Raw genomic sequence first — 21657 nt, 5'->3', positions numbered from 1 at the left:
GAAGACCATGATGTCGGTCCGGGCCGCTTGAAGTCTTCGGAATCACCAGCAGGCACGTGCGGCGCGCCGATGGTTTCGAAGGTCATCGGCTAGAAGTACTAGCTGCCCAATTGGCGAGAAATTGGGCAATCCGCTTCTCGATTCCGCTTTCAACTGTTCTGAGGCGCAACAACGGAATATTGCTCTTCTCCAAGATGCCGTTCTTCAACGCATCCCGTCGGGCCTGTTCGGGCTTGTCATGAGAGGCTCCATCGACCTCGATCACACCCAACGGCATCTTCCCTACCTTGAAATAGACGACGAAATCACAACTGGCGCCGTTCCTCATGAACGTCTGCTCTTCCTCAGTCAAGGCTGCGTTGGCCGGTGAGGCCACCTGGTTCAAGGAGATTTGGCAATGAAAATTGAGCGAGCGCAATGCCGTTTGAGACATTGCGTCACGCAGCAGTTGGGCCACAATCTGCTCAGATCTAAAGCTTGAATCTGCAGGCCGCAATCTGGCATTGAGTCTCTCCAGAGATTTATCGTACTCTCGATACAGCAGATCGAATGCCGAAACAACGGGCGCACGCCGAACCTGCTTTTGGTCCGCGTAGTACTCAAGGTAGCGCAATAACGCAGCAATGGGACCATTGTTCGCTCCGAATGTCGTCGCCAGTCACCAGAGTGAATTTATTCTTGGCTCTCGATACCGCCACATTGACCATACGCGCGTCGTCCACGAAATCCAGCCGAGCCCGACTTCCCCGCTTCTTGTCCAACACTGTGGAGAAGACGATTTCATCGCACTCTCTGCCTTGGAACTTGTGTACGGTGTCCTTCACGAAATCTTCGGGCAGATGCTCCCCAGAAAGCACGACCTGCGCCTTGAAAGGGGCGATAAACCCCCTGCCATCGTCCCCCAACTCCACGGGCACCCCCTCATGGTCGAGCACCTTGAGCAGCGAATCTAGTTCTCTGAGGTTGGAGTATCTCTCCCGCGCATGATTTCCCTTGGCGGTGACGATCAAGCTCAGGGCCTTTTCGTTTTGGTCCTTAGTCATCGGAATCAGCTCGTTCTCATAGAACTGTTGGTTGCAGAACTGGATGATCTTCGGGTGACACCTGTAGTGCTCTCTAAGTAATGTCTTTGGCAACGATTGCTGGAAGACACCAAGGCAGGAATCGAGCAAGCTGTACTTTTCGCAATCGTAAGCATCATCTGGCGCCAATAGACCTAACTTCACAGGGATATGCGCCAGCTGCTTTCGATCTCCCACGATGACTAGGTTTTTTGCGCAGCCAAGCGCCAAAATTCCTGGAACGATATCTTGCTGAGATGCTTCGTCAATAATGACGTAGTCGAGCAGAGCCCCCACCTTGATTGAGTTGACGATGGAATGCGTGCTGCTGCCGATGACCGGAAAACGCCTTAGAAACTCATCGAAATTATTGAGATATTCCATCTCCCCGGATGAACTCGACTCGGGTATATTTTCCTGAAGATAGCGCTTCAAATACCTCATCGAATCTATCGTCAATGTCTGGAGCAAGCTCGTGAATTGTCCGAGCTCCAACGACTCTTGCCATTTGGCCAAGGCCGCGCTCTTTTCGCCCAGCAACTTCTCGTAATAGTGCAATTGCAGGGCATAAAAGAAGGCCCGACGCCTTTGCTCATCCTCGATCGGCTTGGTTCGAAATATTTTAAAACTGAAAAACAATTCGATCCTGTCCTTGAGGCCAACGCGCCGCTGGGCAAGGTGGGATAGATAGGCCATCAAGTCCGCCGTCTTTCGCGGGGACAAGCCATATTTTTCCAATGGCACTGGAGGCTGCACTCCGTTGTCCTGTTGCCACAGCAACAGATGGCGCTGCTCCATTAGCAGTTCATCGATCTCAGTGCGAAGCTGCGCAGCCATGCTCTGGGCGCGCAGGTGCTGTTTCAGCGCCGCAAGATTCGCTTGAAGCTCCTCCATCGTCGGCGCGGTTTCAAGTTCGCCCTTGGACAAAGGAGGAACATCAGCTAAAAAGCTTTTTCGGTTGTCCCTGCTCCCCAGCCGAGCGATCAGGTAGTCCAGACCGCTTTTTTCCAGCTTCTCATAGACATTCTTCACCGCCGCATTGTTGTTGGACAGTACCGCGACCGTTTCACCGCGCAGAAGAGCGTTGGCAATGATGTTCAGGATCATCTGGGTCTTGCCAGTTCCAGGTGGCCCTTCGATCAAGCTGATTTGCGCATTGAAAGCTTGCTCGACGGCCACAAGCTGGCTTTCATTGACACCGAAGGGATAGATCAACGGCCCCGTCGGTTTTCGCCCTGCATTGATCCCAGTGCAATAGGCGTGCAACGCGGTGCCGGGACGATCTGGCAATTTCTCCAACTGTCGCAGTACATTGCCTGCGATCTTCTGATCTTCCGACTTCGCTCTGCCTACCCTCGCCTCCGCCACGGCAACGAAATAGCGAAATATTGAACCACTCTTCATCCCCGCCTTTGGGACAAGCTCGATGTCATCCAGCTTTCGGATGTAGGCCTTAGAGCCCTCCGGGTATTGGATAACAGCGTACTTGTCGCCATAGATCACGGCCTTCTCGAGGCGCTCGACGACCGAACTTCCTTTCTCTTTGAGAAAGGGCTCGCTCAGCTCCCGGGTGGGATCGATCCGGCAATCACTGAGCGGGCGAGTAAATTTCTTGTTGGAGAGAAAGTGGCAGGTCAGCGCCAGAACCCTCTCCCGGTCTGTCCAATGAACCGTCCAATCCCTGATTTGCCGGGTCCTGTCTTCGCCACAGACATGAATGGAAACCAGGGACACCGCTTACGCCCTCCCCCTCACTCCCACTCGATCGTCGCCGGCGGCTTGCTGGACACGTCGTAGGTCACGCGGTTGATCCCTCGCACCTCGTTGATGATCCGCCCCGACACCTTCTTGAGCAGCGCATACGGCAGCTCGGCCCAGTCGGCAGTCATGAAGTCGCTGGTCTGCACGGCGCGCAGGGCGACGACGTAGTCGTAGGTGCGGCCGTCGCCCATCACGCCGACGCTCTTCACGGGCAGGAACACGGTGAAGGCCTGGCTCGTGAGGTCGTACCAGGTCTTGCCGGTCTCGGCGTCGGTGAAGTTGCGCAGCTCCTCGATGAAGATGGCGTCGGCGCGGCGCAGCAGGTCGGCGTATTCCTTCTTCACTTCGCCGAGGATGCGCACGCCCAGGCCCGGACCGGGGAACGGATGGCGGTAGACCATCTCGGGCGGCAGGCCGAGCGCGACGCCGAGTTCGCGCACCTCGTCCTTGAACAGGTCGCGCAGCGGCTCGAGCAGCTTCAGGCCCAACTGCTCGGGCAGGCCGCCGACGTTGTGGTGGCTCTTGATGGTGACGGCCTTCTTGCTCTTGGCGCCGCCGCTCTCGATGACGTCGGGATAGATGGTGCCCTGCGCGAGGAAGGTGGCGCCCTTGTGGCCGCCGTCGCCCGCCTTGAGCTTGGCGGCTTCCTGCTTGAACACGGTGACGAACTCGCCGCCGATGATCTTGCGCTTGGCTTCGGGGTCGCTCACACCGGCGAGCTTGCCGAGGAACAGTTCGCTGGCATCGACGCGGATGACCTTGGCGTGCAGCTTGCCCTCGAACATCTCCATGACCATGTCGCCCTCGTTCAGGCGCAGCAGGCCGTGGTCGACGAAGACGCAGGTGAGCTGGTCGCCGATGGCGCGGTGGATCAGCGCGGCGGCCACGCTCGAATCGACGCCGCCCGACAGGCCGAGGATGACCTCCTCGTCGCCCACCTGCTCGCGGATCTTCTGCACGGCCTCGGCGATGTGGTCGCGCATGACCCAGTCGGGCCTGGCCTCGCAGATACCGAGCACGAAGCGCTCGAGGATGGCCTTGCCCTGCACGGTGTGGGTGACCTCGGGATGGAACTGCACGGCGTAGTAGCGGCGCGCCTCGTCGGCCATGCCGGCGATGGGGCAGCTGTCGGTGCTGGCCATGAGCTTGAAGCCCGGCGGCAGCTCGGTGACCTTGTCGCCGTGGCTCATCCACACGTTGAGCATGCCGTGGCCCTCGGGGGTGGCGAAGTCGGCGATCTCCTTGAGCAGCGCGGTGTGGCCGTGGGCGCGCACGGCGGCGAAGCCGAACTCGCGTTTGTGGCCGCCCTCGACCTTGCCGCCGAGCTGGTGTGCCATGGTCTGCATGCCATAGCAGATGCCGAGCACGGGAATGCCGAGATCGAACACGGCCTGCGGGCACTTGTCGGTGGTCTCCTCGTACACGCTGGCATGGCTGCCCGAGAGGATCACGCCCTTGAGATGGCCGTCGGCCGCGTACTCGCGCACCCATTCGTCGCTGACGTCGCAGGGATGCACTTCGCTGAGCACATGGGCCTCGCGCACGCGGCGCGCGATGAGCTGGGTGACCTGCGAGCCGAAATCGAGGATGAGGATCTTGTCGTGTTGCATGGGCTGGGACTCAGAGCGTTGAAATGTCGAACAGCCGGACGCCCGCTTGCGGCGCGGCCTGGATGAGTTGCTCGTCGAAGGTGGCGAGCGGAAGACCGAGCGAGCGCGCGAGCCAGAGGTAGCCCGCGGCATAGAGCGACACGCCGGCATCGATGGCGACGGCGAGCACGGCCTTGTGCTGGGCCGGCGCGAGTTCGTGCAGCTCGACGCGATGGCGGATGGCATCGAGCACGCTCCACAGGCCTTCGACGGCCGACGAGGGAATGCGGCCGCTGCGCACGCCGTTGGCGATGACGTTGGCGCACTCCCACTGCCAGGCATTGGGCGCCTGCGGCTCGACCTCGTCGCGGCGGATGGCGGCGTAGAGCCTGCGCGTGTGCTCGTTGGCGTGGTCGGGCAGCAGCCAGGCGGCGGTGACCGAGGCATCCATGACGAAGGCGGTCACGGCTGGCGGCCCTGGTTCAGCAGCGCGCCGGCCGGGGTGCCCGGACGAATGGCGGCATGCAGCGCGTCGATCTGGCCCAGTTCGCGCGCGATCTGCTCGTCGGTGATGACCGGCTTGCGCCGCACCGGCAGCATGCGCACCACCTCCTTGCCGTGGCGGGTGATGCGCACCTCGTCGCCCTTCTCGACCGAGTCGATCAGGGCCGAGAAATTGTTCTTGGCTTCAGCGATGCCGATGGATTGCATTGGGGCCAGAAAATTTGAATCTGGCCCGAATTCTAAACCTGATCTGGCCCGACTTTCAAGGTCTGGCCAGAATCAGGTTCAGCCACCGCGTTACTCGGCGCGGTAGTTCGGCGCTTCCTTCGTGATCTGCACGTCGTGGACGTGGCTCTCGCGGATGCCGGCGGTGGTGATCTCGACGAACTCGGCCTTGTTCTTCATCTCTTCGATGGTGCCGCAGCCGCAGTAGCCCATGCTGGCGCGAACGCCGCCGGCCATCTGGTAGATGATCGACACGATCGAGCCCTTGTAGGGCACGCGGCCCTCGATGCCCTCGGGCACGAGCTTGTCGGTGTTGGGGTTGCCGGTGGTCGACTCCTGGAAGTACCGGTCGGCACTGCCCTGCTGCATCGCGCCGATGGAGCCCATGCCGCGGTAGCTCTTGTAGCTGCGGCCCTGGTACAGCACGATCTCGCCGGGCGCCTCTTCGGTGCCGGCGAACATGCTGCCCATCATCACGGTGCTGGCGCCGGCCGCGATGGCCTTGGCGATGTCGCCCGAGTAGCGCACGCCGCCGTCGGAGATCAGCGGCACGCCGCTGCCCTGCAGCGCGGTGGCGACGCTGTCGACCGCCATGATCTGCGGCACGCCCACGCCCGCCACGATGCGGGTGGTGCAGATGGAGCCCGGGCCGATGCCGACCTTGACCGCGTCGGCACCGGCCTCGGCCAGCGCGCGCGCGGCGTCGCCGGTGGCGATGTTGCCGCCGATCACGTCGATCTGCGGATAGTTCTGCTTGACCCAGCGCACGCGCTCGATCACGCCCTTGCTGTGGCCGTGCGCGGTGTCGACCACGATGGCATCGACGCCGGCCTTGACCAGTGCCTCGACACGCTCCTCGGTGCCCTCGCCGACGCCGACCGCCGCGCCCACGCGCAGGCGGCCCGAGGCATCGCGCGCGGCATTGGGGAAGGTGGTCTGCTTGGTGATGTCCTTGACGGTGATCAGGCCCTTGAGCTCCCAGTCGCTGTTGATCACGAGCAGGCGTTCGAGCTTATGCTTGTTGAGCAGCGCCTTGGCCTCGGCCAGGGTGGTGCCGTCGGGCACGGTGATCAGCCGGTCGCGCTGCGTCATGATTTCGCTGACGGGCACGTCGTAGCGGTTCTCGAAGCGCAGGTCGCGCCCGGTCACGATGCCGACGACGCGGCCGGCGTCGACCACCGGGAAGCCCGAGATGCCGAGCTGGTCCGACAGCGCCATCACCTGCCGCACCGAGTGCGTGGGCGTGATCACCACCGGATCGCGCAGCACGCCCGATTCGTAGCGCTTGACCTTGGCCACTTCGGCGGCCTGCTGCTGCGCGGTGAGGTTCTTGTGCACGATCCCGATGCCGCCTTCCTGCGCGATGGCGATCGCGAGGCGGGCTTCGGTCACGGTGTCCATCGCCGCCGAGACGAGCGGGATGTTCAGCGTGATGTTTCGGGAGAATTTGGTGGCGAGGGAGGTGTCCTTGGGCAGGACCTGGGAGAACGCTGGCACCAGCAACACATCGTCGAAGGTGAGCGCTTTGCCGAGAAGGCGCATGGGTGAGGCTCCAAAAGACGGATTGTAACGAGGCGGCGGGGTATGCTGCCGGGTTCAGCGCGGCACGGCCCCGCGCGGTGCGGGCCTATCGCCCGGCCGTCGCCTTCGACGTCGCCATTTGCCCACTGCCCGGTCTGCGGACCGCGGCGAAAACCAATCACTGCCTGTTGCAAAACGTAAGGCATCGCTAGACTTGCGCCCCATGAAGTTCCTGCTCAGCCTCCTGCTCGGATCGATCTGCCTGCTGCCCCTGGCCGCGGACGCCCAATGGCAATGGATCGACAAGAACGGCAAGAAGGTCTTCAGCGACCAGCCGCCGCCGACCGACATTCCCGAGAAGAACATCGTGCGTCGCGCCGGCCCGCCGGCGCGCACCGGTTCTGGCGTGGCGGCGCCCGAGGGCACGGCCACCACCGACAAGGGCGCCGAGGCGCCGGCTGCACCAGGCGCGCCGAAGGCGCCGACGGTCGACAAGGACCTCGAGGAAAAGACCAAGAAGGCCGAGGCCGACGAGAAGGCCAAGCAGGCGGCAGAAGCCGCGAAGCTCGCCAAGGCCAAGGCCGAGAACTGCAGCCGCGCCCGCGAAAGCAAGGCCACCATGGACAGCGGCATGCGCATCGCGCGCGTCAACGCCAAGGGCGAGCGCGAGATCCTCGACGACAACCAGCGCGTGGCCGAGCAGCGCCGGCTGCAGTCGGTGATCGACAGCGACTGCAAGTAAATCCCGAGGAAGGGTTCAGTACCCCGCCTTGCCGCCCTGGCGCCGGTTCGCGAACAGCCCGGTGCCGCGCGCGCCCTGCCGCTGGAAGCGCTCGCGCCGCGCCACCTTCGGATCGACCGTGAGCGCGCGGCACAGCTCGACGCGATCGCCGTCTTCGAGTGCATCGTCCCAATCGGCGGTCCGGCCCCAGATGCCGGGCGTCATCGTCTGGCGCCAGTCGAGCGCGGGAAAGCGCTGGGCCAGGGTGCTGGCGCGGATCGCGTCGCTCACGCTGGCGCCGACGGCCAGGCGCAGCGGCTCCTCGAACACCTCGCGCGGTGCCGGCGAGCAGCTCAGGGTCACCTCGATCATCGGTGCTTCAGGCTGCGCCGTAGACCTGCTCGGCGCGCTTGACGAAGGCCTCGACCAGGCTCGAGGCGATGGTGTCGAACACCGGGCCCACGAGGGCCTGCAGCGCGAAGTTGCTGAAGCCGTAGCTCAGGTGCAGCTCGACGCGGCAGGCGCGCTCGCCGCCCTCGCCCACCGGCACGAATTTCCAGTGGCCGTCGAGGTTGGAGAACGGCCCGTCGACCAGCTTGAGCTGCACCTCGCGGCCGGGCACATGGGTGTTGCGCGTGGTGAAGCTCTGGTGCAGGCCCGCGAAGGCCAGGCCGACCTCGGCGGTCATGCCGGCCTCGTCCTGCTCGATGACGCGCGCCTTGTCGCACCAGGGCAGGAACTGGGGGTACTTCGCCACATCGGTGACCAGCGCGTACATCTCTTCGGCGCTGTACCAGATGAGAACGGACTTGTTGACTGTTTTCATTGAATCGGATCGAGAGACCGATTCATTGTAGGGAGCCTGCGTGGCTCCCTCCTCTCGCCGGACGAGAGTCCGCCGCTTCAGCCCGAACGCGACCAGGCCGCCATCAACGTGTTCGAGGGCTGCGTCTCGTCGAGCAGCTTGCGCGCCGTCTCGACGCCGGCCACCGGCAGTCCCTTCGGATCGAGCAGCCCCACCTGCACCAGCACGCTGGCCTGGTCCCAGTAGATGTGCTCGTGGTAGAGCTTGTCGCCGCGGAACTTGACGATCGCCACCAGCGGAATCTCCACCGGCCTGCCCGTGGGCGCCACGCCGGGCAGCAGCCAGTCGATCTCGCAGGTATGGGTGAAGCTGAACAGAATCTCGTCGACGATCTGCGTCGCGCCCACGGTGCGCGAGATCGGCACCAGCCGCGTGTCGGGCGGATTGCTGTTCACGAAATGGTGCTGGTAGAAGCGGCTCAGCATCGCGTGCCCCACGCCGCCGGTCATGGTCGGGATGTGGTTGACGTAGGGCTCGGCCACCATGGTGGCCATGGTGTCGGCCACGTTGCGCGTGCCGAACTCGTACTCGCAATGCTTGTCCCACAGCGCCGAGAAGTCGTAGTGCGGCCCCATCTCGCGGCGGAACGCGGCCACGCTGCGCTCGTGCGCCATCAGCGCCGACGGCTTGTGATAGTGGTCGCCGCCCAGCCGCGCGAAGGCATGGTCGACGCCCGGGTAGACGTAGAGCTCGCACCCAGGCCGCGCTCCAAGCGTCTCGACGATGCGCGAGCGCGCCTCGGGCGGGCAGAAGTCGTCGAGCTCGGGGATGTGCAGCACCAGCCGGCCCTGGATGCGGTCGGCCTCCTCGAGCCGCTGCTCGATGCCGACGCCGTAGTAGCCCACGCAGACGTCGGCGTCGGTGCGGCAGGCCGCGAGGTAAGCGAGCTTGCCGCCCATGCAGAAGCCCAGCACGCCGGCCTTGCCCTGCTGCTCGGGCAGCGAGCGCAACAGCGCCAGCGAAGCGGCCACGTCCTCGGTGCCCTTGTCCTCATCGAAGCCTTTGTAGAGCGCGAAGGCCTTCTGCCAGTCGTCGGGCGCATAGCCGAGTTCGACCTCGGGCTGCTGGCGCCAGAACAGGTCGGGCGCGAGCACCACGTAGCCTTCTTCCGCGTAGTAGTCGGCCACCTGCCGCATGGTGGCGTTGACGCCGAAGATCTCCTGCGCCAGCACGATGCCGGGGCCCTTGCCCGAGGCGGGGGTGGCGAGGTAGGCGCGGAAGCTGCCGCTGCCGTCGATGGCCGGCACCTGCAGCCAGCGGCCGTTCTGAGCTGTCATGTCTTTCTCCTTGCTGGTTCCGAATCTCTGAGTCTTGGGGTGCTGCGGCCGGCGCTCAGGCCGCCACGCACTCGTCGCGCAGGGTGGTGAACTGGCCGCAGGCATAGAGCAGCGGCAGCCCCTGCGCATCGGTGATGCGCGCGGCCTTGACCTCGCCGATCAGCATCGCGTGGCTGTGCGCCACCATCATCTCGTCGACCACGCAGTCGAACACCGCGAGCGCGCCGCGCAGCACGGGCGCGCCGGTCACCAGCGTCTCCCAATGCGCGGGATCGAAGCGCTCGCCGGCCTCGCCCTGGCGCGAGAAGGCCAGCGCCAGCGCCGACTGGTCGAGCGCGAGCAGGTTGACCGCCATGCGGCGGCTCTGCGCGATGGTGCGGAAGCTGCTGCCCTGCAGGTTGACGCAGGCCAGGATGCGCGCGGGCTCGGCCGAGAACGAGGTCACGGCCGTGGCCGTGAGGCCCACGGGCGTCTGCCCGTCGGTGCTCGTGACCACGGTCACGGCGCCGACCAGGCAGCGCATGGCGCGACGGAAGTCGCCCGCGCCCACGTTGGGTTCGCAGCGCAGCGACTCGATGGCCCGGAACTCGCCGCGCATGGTCAGGCCGCCTCCGGTTGCGGCGCCAGCGAGCGCAGGTAGGCGCTGCTCGCGTCGGGCGTCATGAAGAACTCGGCGTAGTCGCGCGGATCGTTGAAGCCGTTGACGAAGCGCCGTGCCACGGCCGCGTTGCCCTGGGCCGCGCCCAGCACCTCGAGCACGTGCGGGGGCGGCGGCTGCAGCATCGCGTTGGTCCACTCGACGACGTGGCGCGCATAGCGCCAGTAGCCGTCGAAGGCCGACTGCATGAAGTCCGCGTCGAAGGCGTCCTCGCCCTGCGCGAGGATGGCGCGCAGGTAGGCATCGGCGCACTTGGCGGCGTTGTTCGAGCCCTGGCCGGTGATCGGGTCGTTGAGGCACACCACGTCGCCCATGCCGAGAACGGCGCGGCCCGAGGGCAGCCGCCCCACCGGCTTGCGGACCGTGGGCGCGAAGCGGCCGGCCAGGATGCCGTTGTCGTCGGTCAGTCGCACGTCGCGGCAGCGCTCGGCCTCCCAGGGCGTGAAGGTGTCGAGGATCGACAGCGAGCGCTCGAGGTGCTGCGCGGGCGTCTTCACGTCGGCCCAGCAGTCCATCGGGCCGCCGGGCACGCCCTCGAACACCATGATCTCGCACGGCCCCGTCACGGTCAGCGCGGGGAACACGAAGTATTCGCCGACGCCGGGGATCAGGTTGAAGTTGACGGCCGAATGCTCGGGGCGCGGCGTCATGCCGTGCACATAGGTCAGGGCCAGCGCGCGCTGCGGCTTGTCGTAGGGCGAGCGCTGCGCGTCGCGTTCGAACATCTGCGCGATCTCGCCCTTGCCGGCGGCCACGATCACCAGGTCGTGCGACTGGGTCCAGCGCTCGAGGTCCTCGACGCCCGCGTCCTGGAACAGGATCTGTCCGCCGCGTTCCTCGAAGGTCTTCATCCAGGCCGGCACCTTCACGCGCTGATCGACCGAGCGCGCGGGCGCGTCGAGGCGGTGCGACCAGCCGAGCAGCTTCTCGCCGGGCTTCTCGGGATGCGGCACGGCGAAGCCGATGCCCTCGACCGGCGGGCAGCTGTCGGCCCACTGGTCGATGCCGAGGTCGCGCTCGATCTGCAGGCTGGCGTCGAACATGCACTGGCTCGACATCACGCGGCCGGTGCGGATGTCCTCGGCGCTGCGGTTCGAGACCACGGTCACCTCGTGGCCCTCGCGCTGGAGGCCCAGCGCCAGTTGCAGGCCCGACTGGCCCGCGCCGACGATCATGAAACGGCGCGGCTTGGCGCCCTGCGATGCGATGTTGCTCATGGGTATGCCTCGTTCGTGGGTGGGGTGAAGAAAGGGATGCGACGGCCGTCTTCAGGCCGCGAGCTTGGGAATGGCCGGCTCGCCCTGCTCCGGGCCCAGCGCCGAATAGCCGCCGTCCACGGCCCAGTCGGCGCCGGTGACGAACGAAGCATTGTGCGAGCACAGGAAGGCCACCACGTGGCCGACCTCGACCGGGTCGCCGACGCGGCCGAGCATGTGGAAGGGCCTGGCCACCGCATCGGTCTTGGCGCGGTCGCCGCCGGTGAGCTGGTCCATCACGGCCGACCAGGTCCAGCCCGGCGAGACGGAATTGACGCGCACCTTCATCGGCGCCAGGTCCAGCGCCATGTTGCGCGTGAGCTGCACCAGCGCGGCCTTGCTCACCGGATAGAGCCAGCGGCCGGTCTGGGCCACGCCCGAGGAGATCGAGGTGAAGTTGACGATGGCGCCGCCGCCCGCGGCCTGCATGAATGGCAGCGTGGCGCGCGCCATCATCACGGCCGAGACCAGGTTGACGTCGAGCGCGGCCTGCCACTCGCCGCGCGGCGAGGCCAGGCCGTTGTCGAGGTAGCTGCAGGCCAGGTTCACGAGCGCATGGATGCGGCCCTCGGCATCGGCCGCCTGCTCGACGCAGGCCTGCACGGCCGCGTCATCGGTGATGTCGGTGGCGATGAACTGCGCACCGATCTCGCGCGCCACCGCCTCGCCACGCGCCACGTCGATGTCGGCCAGCACCACGCGTGCACCGGCATCGCGCAAACAACGGGCCACGCCCGCACCGATGAGGGTCGCGCCACCGGTGACGAGCACCGTCCTGTCCTGCAAGTCCTTGTCGCTCATGCCTTTTCTCCTGGTTGGTCCCGTTGTCAATTGCTTGCAGTTACTTTAGATTTGAAGGATTCAGAGCCCAATCCGGATTGCGCAGGCGCTGTCCGCAAAACGCATTTATTCGCTGCCCCCCACGCCGCTCCGCATGGAACACGCTGTCGCTGCATCGGCCTCGCTTCCCCTGACGCGCTACGCCGTCATCGCCACGCCCGACCTCGACGAGGCGCGCGACGAGGTGGCGCGCATCTTCTGTCCGCACCGGCTGCACCTCGGGCACGGCAGCTCGCGCTTCGACGCGCGCCACCACGTCGCGCCGCTGGGCGACATCTCGCTGAACTACGTGCAGTACGGCGCCGAGGTCGAGATCGATCCCGGCTGCCTCGGCGACTTCTATCTGCTGCAGATCCCGCTCAGGGGCAATGCCCGCATCGAGTGGGCCGGCCGCTCCTTCACGTCGGATGCGCACCGCGCCTCGCTGGCCTCGCCGAGCCAGCCGCTGCGCATGCGCTGGGGCGACGACACGCCGCACCTGATCGTGAAGATCGGCAAGGCGGTGGTGCAGCGCCACTGGGAATCGCTGTGCGGCGAGGCGGCCGGCGCGCGGCCGCTGGAGTTCGAGCCCGAGATCGCGCTCGACGAAGGCGCGGGCGCGAGCGTGAAGCACCTGGTCGAGTTCCTCGCGCAGGAGCTCTCGTGCGGCCGCACGCCGCTGACCACGCCCTTCCTGGCCCAGGCCGAATCGGGCCTGATCCACACCCTGCTGGGCCAGTTGCCGCACAACCAGAGCGCGCGCCTGGGCGCCGAGCGCGGCGACGTCTCGCCGCGCGCGCTGCGCCGGGCCCGCGAGTACATCGAGGCCCACCTGCCCGATGCGCTCACGGTCGACGAGATCGCCTCGGCCAGCGGGCTGTGCGTGCGCAGCCTGCAGGTGGCGTTCCGCCAGCATGCGGGCCAGACGCCGATGGCCTACCTGCGCGAGCGGCGGCTGCTCGCGGTGCACGAGCGGCTGAGCGAGCCGGGGGCCGACACCACCGTCACCTCGGTCGCGCTGCAGTTCGGCTTCGCCCACCTCGGGCGCTTCGCGCAGGACTACGCGCGGCGCTTCGGCGAATCGCCCCATCGCACGCTGCAGCGGCAGCGCTGAAGGCACCCGCTGCCACTTTCATAGAATCCACGCCCTGTGCATGCCGGGCGGTTGTCCGGGCGCCATGCGCCCCCAAATGACAACGATGGCCACCAAGAAACAAGACACCTCCTCCCGCATCGCCGACAACAAGAAGGCGGCGTACAACTATTTCTTCGAGGAACGCTTCGAGGCCGGCATGGTGCTGGAAGGCTGGGAAGTGAAGGCGCTGCGCGAAGGCAAGGTGCAGCTCACCGACGGCTACGTGGTGATCCGCGACGGCGAGATGTTCGTGCTGGGCTGCCAGATCAACCCGCTCAAGAGCGCCTCGACCCATGTGACGCCCGACTCGGTGCGCACCAAGAAGCTGCTGCTGCACAAGGAAGAGATCCGCCGCCTGACCGGCAAGGTCGAGCAGAAGGGCTACACCCTGGTGCCGCTGAACCTGCACTGGAAGGCCGGCAAGGTGAAGTGCGAGATCGCGCTGGCCAAGGGCAAGGCCGAGCACGACAAGCGCGACACCATCAAGGACCGCGAAGGCAAGCGCGAGGTCGAGCGCGCGATGAAGAGCCGCAGCCGCTGAGCCGCGGCGTTCGCGCTTTTTTTTGCGCGGCCATGGAATAAACGCGGCGCCGCGGGCGTTCATGCAGGTGTCGCCGGATCGTCCGGCGCCACAACCAGGAGCTCTTCCATGCCGCTGACCTCGCGCCGCCTTCCCGTCCTCGCCGCCACGCTGCTGGCCGCCGGTTTCCTCTCGCTGCCCGCCGCAGCCCAACCCAAGGCCGCCGACGGCGCCCTGGTCGGCCCCAACGGCATGACCCTCTACACCTTCGATAAGGACACGGCCGGCAACGGCAAGTCGGTCTGCAACGGCCAGTGCGCCACCAACTGGCCGCCGTACATGGCGGCCGATGGCGACAAGGCCGCGGGCGACTTCAGCATCGTCACGCGCGACGACGGCAAGAAGCAGTGGGCCGCCAAGGGCTGGCCGCTGTACTACTGGATCAAGGACACCAAGCCCGGCGACAAGACCGGCGACGGCGTCAACGGCAGCTGGAAGACCGCCAAGCCCTGAGCTCCGACTCGCCCGCCTTCCATGGACGCCCGCCAGCTCGCCCCGCACATTCCCGGCCTGCGCCGCTATGCGCGCGCGCTGACCGGCAATGCCTGGGCGGCCGACGACCTGGTGCAGGACACGCTCGAGCGCGCCTGCAGCAAGTGGCGGCTGTGGGTGGCGGGCAGCGACCTGCGCGCCTGGCTGTTCGCGATCATGCACAACCTCTTCGCGAGCCAGGTGCGCCGCGCGCCGCCGCCGCATGCGGCGGTATCGCTCGACGAGTTGCCGCCCGAACAGCAAGGCGGCGTCGACCCCGGCCGCGATCACGGCGTGCGGCTCGACCTGCAGCGCTGCCTGCTGCAACTGCCGGAAGAGCAGCGCGCCGTGCTGCTGCTGGTGACGCTCGAAGACCTGTCTTATGCCGAGGTCGCGAAGGTGCTCGGCATTCCGCTGGGCACCGTGATGTCGCGGCTGTCGCGTGCCCGCGCGCGGCTGCAGGAACTGCTCGACGGCGCCGCCGCATCCGGTGCATTGGCGGGCACGTCGGCAGGCACACTGGCGGGCAGTGCGGCCCCGCGCCCCGGCCTGCGCCGCCTCAAGTAACGCCATGAACCGCCCCGCCCCGCCCCCTTCCGACGACGAGCTGCACGCCTGGGTCGACGGCCGGCTCGCGCCCGAACGCCGCGCCGCCATCGAGGCCGCGCTGGCGGACGATCCGGCGCTCGCGGCGCGGGTCTCGCTCTGGCAGGCGCAGCGCGACACGCTGCGGCAACTGCATGCCGAGCTGCTCCACGAGTCCGTGCCGGCCCACCTGTCGGCCGTGCTCGAACGCGAGGCCGCGCCGCGCGACGGCTGGTGGCGCTGGGGCGGCATCGCGGCCGGCCTGCTGGTCGCCTTCGGCGCCGGCTGGCTCGGCAATGCCCAATGGAGCGCCACCCAGCGCCCGGGCGCCACGCTGGCGCGCGCGCCGGCGGTGCGCGAATTCGTCCACGCGGCCTCGCTCGCGCACCAGGTCTACACGCCCGAGAAGCGCCATCCGGTCGAGGTCGCCGCGGCCGAGCAGCAGCACCTGGTGCAGTGGCTGTCGCGCCGGCTCGACCGGCCGCTCAAGGTGCCGGACTTCTCGACCCTGGGCTACACGCTGGTCGGCGGCCGGCTGCTGCCCGGCGAGAACGGCGCGCGGGCCCAGTTCATGTTCGAGGACGCGGCCGGCGAGCGCGTCACGCTCTATGTCGGCCAGCTCGATCCCAAGACCGCGGGCGCCCCGCCGGCCCCGGCGCCCGAGACCGCGTTCCGCTTCGCCACCGAGGGCGCCGTGCCCAGCTTCTACTGGGTCGACCAGGGTTTCGGCTACGCGGTGGCCGGCCGGCTGCCGCGCGAGACGCTGATGAAACTCGCGACGCTGGCCTACCGGGATCTGTCTTGAGCGCGGCATACACTCGGCCGGTTCGCGCATGCATTCCCTCATTTCCATGTTCGCGATCACTCAACGAAGGAGAAACTGCATGAAATTGCTCAGCGCCTCGATCCTCGCGGCCGCCCTGCTCGCCGGCTGCGGCAGCATGTCCAACCAGAGCGCCAGCGCGCCCGACACCCCGACGCGCACCGCCGACGGCGTGCTGGTCGGCCCGAACGGCATGTCGCTCTACACCTTCACCAAGGATGCCGCCGGTTCGGGCACCTCGGCCTGCAACGGCCAGTGCGCAACCAACTGGCCGCCGCTGGGCGTGGCCGAAACCGCCAAGCCGATGGGTGGCTACACCATCATCATCCGCGAGGACGGCAAGCGCCAATGGGCCTACAAGGGCTGGCCGCTGTACTACTGGGCCAAGGACGCCAAGCCGGGCGACAAGACCGGCGACGGCTTCGGCAACGGCGCCTGGAAGCTCGCGCGTCCCTGAGACAGCGCCCATCGCCCGGGGCTCGCGCCCGGGCGATCCACACGCCAGGAAGGCGGCCCGCGGTGGCCGCCTTTTTCGTTTCCGGACCCGCTTCGCGCAGGCGGCAGAATGACCCGATGCCCTTGAACGCCAACCTCGACGCCTTCGCCGCCCTGCTCCCCCTCGGGCTCATCACCGACGAACAGCACGATGCCGCGCTGGCCCATCGCGGATTCGCCACTCTGCCTTCCCTGCCGACCCCGGCCCATGCGCTGGACTGGATGCAGCAGCAGGGGCTGATCGATCCCGTGGCCTCGCACGTGCTGCGCATCCAGCTCGACCGGCGCGTCGAGCGCAACGAGCTCGACCGCGGCACGCGCGACGAGGCCGTGGACGTCGCCGAACAGGCCGAGGCGCTGCACCGGCTCGGCGAGCGCGGCATCGTGCGCGAGGCCGTGCTCGCGCTGCATGCGGACGGCCGCATCGACGCCGATGCGCGCGACGAGGCACTGGAGCGCGTGCCGGTCGGCGGCGCCGAGCCCGACCCCGAGGCCGCGCATGCCTGGCTCGACCCCGAGCCTTTCGAGGCGCTGGTCCTCCAGGGCCTGGTCGATGCGCCCCGGCTCGCCATCGCGCGCGCCCATCCCGAATACGCGAGCCTGCCCAAGCCGCCCACGCCGGCCCATGCCTATGCCTGGATGCGGCTGCGCGGGCTGCTGCCGGCCGAGAACGAGGACCAGGACGCGCTGATCGAGCGCATCGTCGCGGCCCACGGCGATTCCATGGCCGAGGACGCGGAGGACACGCTCGACGAATCCGACGAGCTGCTCGAGGCCGGCGCGCTCGGCCTCTCGCATGCGGTGGTGCAGGCGCTGCGCGACGACGGCCTGCTCGACGCCGAAGACCTCGAGGAGGCGCAGCTCTGGGTGCCGCTGGTGTCCGACAAGCGCGCCGATCCGGCCACCGCCCTCGCCTGGCTGGTGACCGACGGCTGGCTCGAGGAAAAACGCTTCGAGGCCATCGCCGCGCGCGTGGAGGCCGAGCCGGCCTTCGTCGGCGCCGACGAGCGGCGACGGATCATCGCGCAGGCGCGCGAGCGCATCGTGGCCGAGACAGCGAGCTCGAAGGCCGCGACGCGCAAGCGCTCGACGGGGCTGCGCCCCCCGCGCTGGCTCGGCGTGATCGCGGTGCTCGCGATGGTCGGCGCGGCGGGCGCCTACCTGTGGAAGCTCAACGCCCTGCCGGCCTGCAACAGCGACCTGGCGCGGCGCGAACTCGACGGCCTGGTATCGAGCACCAGCAACGACGAGCGGCTGCGTTCCGAGCCCGGCGTCGAGGCCCGCGTGAGCGCACTGCACGAGATCGGCTTCCTCAAGGCCGACAAGGTGCGCGGCTGCCTGGCCACGCTGTCGCGCGACGGGAAGACCGAGACCATCGGCTTCACCATCGGGTCCGACAGCGGCGGCTCGAGCGGCGACACGGTGGTGCGCGGCGCCGAGGCGGCGATCGTCGAGGCGCGCTTCGGTGCGCTCGATGCCGAAGGCCGCCCGCAGCACAACGCCGAGCCGGTCGGCCGGCCGGCGCTCGCGGACGCGCTGCGCGAAGGCGTGGACAAGCTGGAGGCGCGCATGCGGGCGCCCAAGACCCTGCAGGAACGCCTGCGCGCGCTGCGCGAAATGCCGCTCATGGCGATCGACCCGGACCCCAGGCTCGCGCTGACCGAGGTCGAACCCGCGGGCGCCTGCCAGGCCGGGGACGGGCAGCAGCAGGTCTGCCCAGTGGTGATGGTCTACGACGACCGCCGGCTCGGCGCCATCGGCGGCGTGCAAGCCAGCGGCGCCGCGTCGCTGCCGCTGCGCGCCGAGATCACGCTGGCGCCCGACGACAACGGCGTCTGGCGCGTGGACGGGGATTTCGATCGACGCTTCGCGATGGCGGTGGTCGAGGCGCGGCTCACGAAACAGGGCGTGAGCGATGCCGCGCTGGGACCGCTCGAGCTGCCCGAGCCGCCACCGCCCCCGCCGACGATCGTGCTGCCGAAGCTGCCGCCACCGAAAGTGGCGCGCTAAGTGGTGCGCTGAACGCCGCGCCCGGCCTCGATGGCCGGGACGCGGGAACCGTCGTCAGACGGCCGATTCGCGGCTCGCGCGCTTGCGCTCGTGTTCCTTCAGGAAGCGCTTGCGCAGGCGCACGCTCTTGGGCGTGATCTCGACCAGCTCGTCGTCCTCGATGAACTCGACGCCGTATTCGAGCGTGAGGTCGATCGGCGGCGTGATCTTGATCGCGTCTTCCTTGCCCGAGACGCGGAAGTTCGTGAGCTGCTTGGTGCGGGTGGCGTTCACCACCAGGTCGTTGTCGCGGCTGTGGATGCCGACGATCATGCCTTCGTAGACCGGATCGTTCGCCTTCACGAACATGCGGCCGCGGTCGTCGAGCTTGCCGAGGGCGTAGGTGAAGATTTCACCGTCGTCCATCGAGATCAGCACGCCGTTCTTGCGGCTGCCGATCTCGCCCTTGTGCGGCTCGTAGCTGTCGAAGATGTTGCTGATCAGGCCCGAACCGCGCGTCAGGTTCAGGAATTCGTTGGTGAAGCCGATCAGGCCGCGCGCCGGGATGCGGTACTCGAGGCGCACGCGGCCACGGCCGTCCGGTTCCATGTTGACGAGTTCGCCCTTGCGCTCGCCCAGGGCCTGCATCACGCCACCCTGGTGCTGCTCTTCGATGTCGGCCGTCACCAGCTCGATCGGCTCGTGCTTCTCGCCGTTGACGTTGCGGAACACCACGCGCGGCTTCGAGACGGCCATCTCGTAGCCTTCGCGGCGCATGTTCTCCAGCAGGATGGTCAGGTGCAGTTCGCCGCGGCCCATGACTTCGAACACGCCTTCTTCGTCGGTCTCGTTCACGCGCAGCGCCACGTTGTGCTGCAGTTCCTTCTGCAGGCGGTCCCAGATCTGGCGGCTGGTGACGTACTTGCCTTCGCGGCCGGCCAGCGGGCTGGTGTTGACGCAGAAATTCATGGTCAGCGTGGGCTCGTCGACCTTGAGCATCGGCAGCGGGGCCGGGTTCGCGGGGTCGGTCACGGTGACGCCGATGCCGATGTCGGCGATGCCGTTGATCAGCACGATCTCGCCCGGGCCGGCTTCGGTGGCCTGCACGCGGTCCAGGCCCTGGAAGGTCAGCACCTGGTTGATGCGGCCCTTGACGGACTGGCCGTCCGGACCTTCCATCACCAGCACGTCCATCATCGGCTTCAGGGTGCCCTGGCTGATGCGGCCCACGCCGATGCGGCCGACGAAGGTCGAGAAGTCGAGCGCCGAGATCTGCAGCTGCAGCGGCGCGGCCGGGTCGCCCTTCTGCGAGGGCACGTGCTTCAGGATGGTGTCGAACAGGGCCGACATGTCGGGACCCCACTGCTCGCCGGGCGCGCCCTCTTCGAGCGAGGACCAGCCGTTGATGCCCGAGGCGTAGACCACGGGGAAGTCGAGCTGTTCGTCGGTCGCGCCGAGCTTGTCGAACAGGTCGAAAGCGGCGTTGACCACCTTGTCGGGGTTGGCGCCGGGCTTGTCGACCTTGTTCACCACCAGGATCGGCTTCAGGCCCAGGGCCAGCGCCTTCTTGGTCACGAAGCGCGTCTGCGGCATCGGGCCTTCCTGCGCGTCGATCAGCAGCACCACGCCGTCGACCATCGACAGCGCGCGTTCCACTTCACCGCCGAAGTCCGCGTGGCCGGGGGTGTCGACGATGTTGATGTGCGTGCCCTGCCAGGTCACGGCGCAGTTCTTCGCCAGGATCGTGATGCCACGTTCCTTTTCGATCGCGTTGTTGTCCATCACCGTGTCGACGACCTTCTCGTGCTCGGCGAAGGTGCCCGATTGGCGCAGCAGCTGGTCGACCATCGTGGTCTTGCCATGGTCCACGTGGGCAATGATGGCGATATTGCGGATTTGCTTGGTCATGGTGTCGCTTCGGTCTGTGGTGCGTTCAAAAGAATTTGCTGGATTTCGATGGGGTTCAGCAAGCGCCCCGGGATCAGTTCATGGGCGGCCACATGGGCCGTGCCGAGGAAGGCCGGGGGCGATTCGCCGAACACCGCGACCCGGGCCGCATCGGCCCACGGCCCGCGCCGACGCAGGCCGGACAGAAAGCGCCCTGCATCCTCGCTGCCCAGCGTGACGATCGTGTGGCCCTCGACCAGGCATTCGGCAGGCAACAACCGGGCCAGCCGCTCGTCCTCGTCCATGGCCTCGAGGGCCTCGAGCGTGATGCACTGGGCCTCCGTGAAGCCGCCGGTGGCGGTGCGGCGCAGCGAGCTCAGGTGGGCGCCGCAGCCCAGCGCCTCGCCGATGTCCTCGCCCAAGGTGCGGATGTAGGTGCCCTTGCTGACCGAGGCCTCGATGCGGATGGCATCGGCCGCGGTCTGCGCAATCTTCAGCGCGTGGATGACGACGTCGCGCGGCGCGCGCTCGACCTCGATGCCCTCGCGCGCGTATTCGTAGAGTGCCTTGCCGTCCTTCTTGAGCGCGCTGTGCATCGGCGGCACCTGGCGGATCGGGCCGGTGAACAGCGCCTCGGCGCGCGCGAGGTCCTCGGCCGTGATCTGGACCGGCCGCTCGGCGATCACCTCGCCCTCGGCATCGCCGGTGGCGGTGCGGATGCCCAGCCGCACGGTGGCGACGTAGGTCTTGTCGGCGTCCAGGTGCAGCTGGCTGAACTTGGTGGCCGCGCCGAAGCACAGCGGCAGCACGCCGGTGGCCAGCGGATCGAGCGTGCCGGTATGGCCCGCCTTCTCGGCGCGCAGCAACCACTTGGCCTTCTGCAAGGCCTGGTTGCTGGACAGTCCCAGCGGTTTGTCGAGCAGCAACACCCCATGCACAGGGCGCCGCTGCACCCTTGTGCGTGGCGCATTCATGGCTAGTCGTCTTTCGAACGCGAAGCGACGGCCTGCGCGATCAGCGCGTTCATGTCGGCGGCACGCTCGGTGGTGCGGTCGAACACGAAGTGCAGCGTGGGCACGGTGTGGATGTGCAGGCGCTTGAACAGGCCGTTGCGCAGGAAGCCCGCGGCCTGGTTGAGCGCTTCGGTGGTCTCGTCCACGTTGCCGGTGAGCAGGCTGAAGAAGATCTTCGCGTGCGCATAGTCGGGCGTGACTTCCACCGCCTGCAACGTGACCATGCCCACGCGCGGGTCCTTCAACTCGCGCGCGATCAGCTCCGTCAGATCGCGCTGGATCTGATCGGCGACCTTGAAGGCGCGGTTGGGAGTGGCGGCTTTTCTTTTGGGCATTTGATCAATCACTAGCGTCACGAGATCGGGCTCAGTGCAAGGCGCGCCGCCGCAGACAGTACATCCGTACGGCAAGGCGGCTGCAAC

Annotated in this window: 21 protein-coding genes and 1 pseudogene; 8 read left to right on the top strand and 14 right to left on the bottom strand. The window is 67.2% G+C overall.

Annotated features, from left to right (window positions below; genetic code table 11):
- Positions 1-82 precede the first annotated feature (82 nt).
- From INQ48_15330 to guaB, 5 genes and pseudogenes are all read right to left on the bottom strand, one after another.
- Positions 83-2789 (bottom strand): annotated as a pseudogene (locus INQ48_15330) (DUF2726 domain-containing protein).
- Between the two features lie 23 nt (positions 2790-2812).
- Positions 2813-4432 (bottom strand): glutamine-hydrolyzing GMP synthase, encoded by a 1620-nt coding sequence (gene guaA, locus INQ48_15325; protein ID QRF60493.1) that lies wholly within the window; start codon positions 4430-4432, stop codon positions 2813-2815.
- A 10-nt stretch (positions 4433-4442) separates the two neighbouring features.
- A complete protein-coding gene (locus tag INQ48_15320) occupies positions 4443-4862 on the bottom strand; it encodes a type II toxin-antitoxin system VapC family toxin (protein QRF60743.1) in 420 nt (139 codons plus the stop codon).
- Positions 4863-4873: 11 nt separating this feature from the next.
- Positions 4874-5122, bottom strand: a complete 249-nt coding sequence (locus INQ48_15315) for a type II toxin-antitoxin system Phd/YefM family antitoxin (protein QRF60492.1) — start codon at positions 5120-5122, stop codon at positions 4874-4876.
- A 90-nt stretch (positions 5123-5212) separates the two neighbouring features.
- Positions 5213-6682 carry an IMP dehydrogenase gene (guaB, locus tag INQ48_15310; GenBank protein ID QRF60491.1) on the bottom strand — a complete coding sequence of 490 codons (1470 nt, stop codon included), beginning with the start codon at positions 6680-6682 and terminating at the stop codon, positions 5213-5215.
- Between the two features lie 202 nt (positions 6683-6884).
- Between guaB and INQ48_15305 the strand changes: the two genes are divergently transcribed.
- Complete coding sequence (locus INQ48_15305) at positions 6885-7403, top strand: DUF4124 domain-containing protein (GenBank protein QRF60490.1); 519 nt, start codon at positions 6885-6887, stop codon at positions 7401-7403.
- Between the two features lie 15 nt (positions 7404-7418).
- On the opposite strand, the gene INQ48_15300 is transcribed toward INQ48_15305, so the two are convergent.
- The 6 genes from INQ48_15300 to INQ48_15275 form a co-directional block, all read right to left on the bottom strand.
- Positions 7419-7754, bottom strand: coding sequence for an RnfH family protein (locus INQ48_15300; protein QRF60489.1), 336 nt, complete (start codon positions 7752-7754; stop codon positions 7419-7421).
- 7 nt (positions 7755-7761) lie between these two features.
- Positions 7762-8208 carry a type II toxin-antitoxin system RatA family toxin gene (locus tag INQ48_15295; GenBank protein QRF60488.1) on the bottom strand — a complete coding sequence of 149 codons (447 nt, stop codon included), beginning with the start codon at positions 8206-8208 and terminating at the stop codon, positions 7762-7764.
- Positions 8209-8285: 77 nt separating this feature from the next.
- Positions 8286-9524, bottom strand: coding sequence for a dienelactone hydrolase family protein (locus INQ48_15290; protein QRF60487.1), 1239 nt, complete (start codon positions 9522-9524; stop codon positions 8286-8288).
- A 55-nt stretch (positions 9525-9579) separates the two neighbouring features.
- Positions 9580-10122 carry a flavin reductase gene (locus INQ48_15285; GenBank protein ID QRF60486.1) on the bottom strand — a complete coding sequence of 181 codons (543 nt, stop codon included), beginning with the start codon at positions 10120-10122 and terminating at the stop codon, positions 9580-9582.
- Positions 10123-10124: 2 nt separating this feature from the next.
- The gene (locus INQ48_15280) at positions 10125-11399 is read right to left on the bottom strand and encodes an FAD-binding oxidoreductase (GenBank protein ID QRF60485.1); all 1275 of its coding nucleotides are present in this window, start codon (positions 11397-11399) and stop codon (positions 10125-10127) included.
- Between the two features lie 51 nt (positions 11400-11450).
- On the bottom strand, positions 11451-12239 hold the full coding sequence (locus tag INQ48_15275; protein QRF60484.1) for an SDR family oxidoreductase: 789 nt from the start codon (positions 12237-12239) through the stop codon (positions 11451-11453).
- A 133-nt stretch (positions 12240-12372) separates the two neighbouring features.
- On the opposite strand from INQ48_15275, the gene INQ48_15270 reads away from it, so the two are divergent.
- From INQ48_15270 to INQ48_15240, 7 genes are all read left to right on the top strand, one after another.
- Positions 12373-13371: an AraC family transcriptional regulator gene (locus INQ48_15270; protein QRF60483.1), complete on the top strand. Its 999-nt coding sequence runs from the start codon at positions 12373-12375 to the stop codon at positions 13369-13371.
- 85 nt (positions 13372-13456) lie between these two features.
- Positions 13457-13933, top strand: a complete 477-nt coding sequence (gene smpB, locus INQ48_15265; GenBank protein QRF60482.1) for an SsrA-binding protein SmpB — start codon at positions 13457-13459, stop codon at positions 13931-13933.
- Between the two features lie 108 nt (positions 13934-14041).
- Positions 14042-14425 carry a hypothetical protein gene (locus tag INQ48_15260; GenBank protein ID QRF60481.1) on the top strand — a complete coding sequence of 128 codons (384 nt, stop codon included), beginning with the start codon at positions 14042-14044 and terminating at the stop codon, positions 14423-14425.
- A 21-nt stretch (positions 14426-14446) separates the two neighbouring features.
- Positions 14447-15010 carry a sigma-70 family RNA polymerase sigma factor gene (locus tag INQ48_15255; GenBank protein ID QRF60480.1) on the top strand — a complete coding sequence of 188 codons (564 nt, stop codon included), beginning with the start codon at positions 14447-14449 and terminating at the stop codon, positions 15008-15010.
- Between the two features lie 4 nt (positions 15011-15014).
- A complete protein-coding gene (locus tag INQ48_15250; GenBank protein QRF60479.1) occupies positions 15015-15833 on the top strand; it encodes an anti-sigma factor in 819 nt (272 codons plus the stop codon).
- A 79-nt stretch (positions 15834-15912) separates the two neighbouring features.
- Entirely contained in the window at positions 15913-16308 is a 396-nt protein-coding gene (locus INQ48_15245) for an ATP-binding protein (protein QRF60478.1), read from the top strand.
- A 116-nt stretch (positions 16309-16424) separates the two neighbouring features.
- Positions 16425-18356, top strand: coding sequence for a hypothetical protein (locus INQ48_15240; GenBank protein ID QRF60477.1), 1932 nt, complete (start codon positions 16425-16427; stop codon positions 18354-18356).
- Positions 18357-18410: 54 nt separating this feature from the next.
- Here the strand turns inward: INQ48_15240 and typA are convergent, their stop codons facing one another.
- From typA to rbfA, 3 genes are read right to left on the bottom strand one after another with little or no spacing between them, the layout of a single operon-like run.
- Positions 18411-20243, bottom strand: a complete 1833-nt coding sequence (gene typA, locus INQ48_15235) for a translational GTPase TypA (protein QRF60476.1) — start codon at positions 20241-20243, stop codon at positions 18411-18413.
- A complete protein-coding gene (gene truB, locus INQ48_15230; protein QRF60475.1) occupies positions 20240-21196 on the bottom strand; it encodes a tRNA pseudouridine(55) synthase TruB in 957 nt (318 codons plus the stop codon). Before truB ends, typA begins: the two co-directional genes overlap by 4 nt.
- A gap of 2 nt (positions 21197-21198) precedes the next feature.
- Entirely contained in the window at positions 21199-21570 is a 372-nt protein-coding gene (gene rbfA / locus INQ48_15225; protein QRF60474.1) for a 30S ribosome-binding factor RbfA, read from the bottom strand.
- Positions 21571-21657: the final 87 nt, after the last annotated feature.

Origin of the sequence: Variovorax paradoxus (assembly GCA_016806145.1) — a bacterium.
Classification (GTDB): domain Bacteria; phylum Pseudomonadota; class Gammaproteobacteria; order Burkholderiales; family Burkholderiaceae_C; genus Variovorax.
Note: the sequence above shows the minus strand (reverse complement) of the source record. Positions and strands in the feature narration are given on the sequence as shown.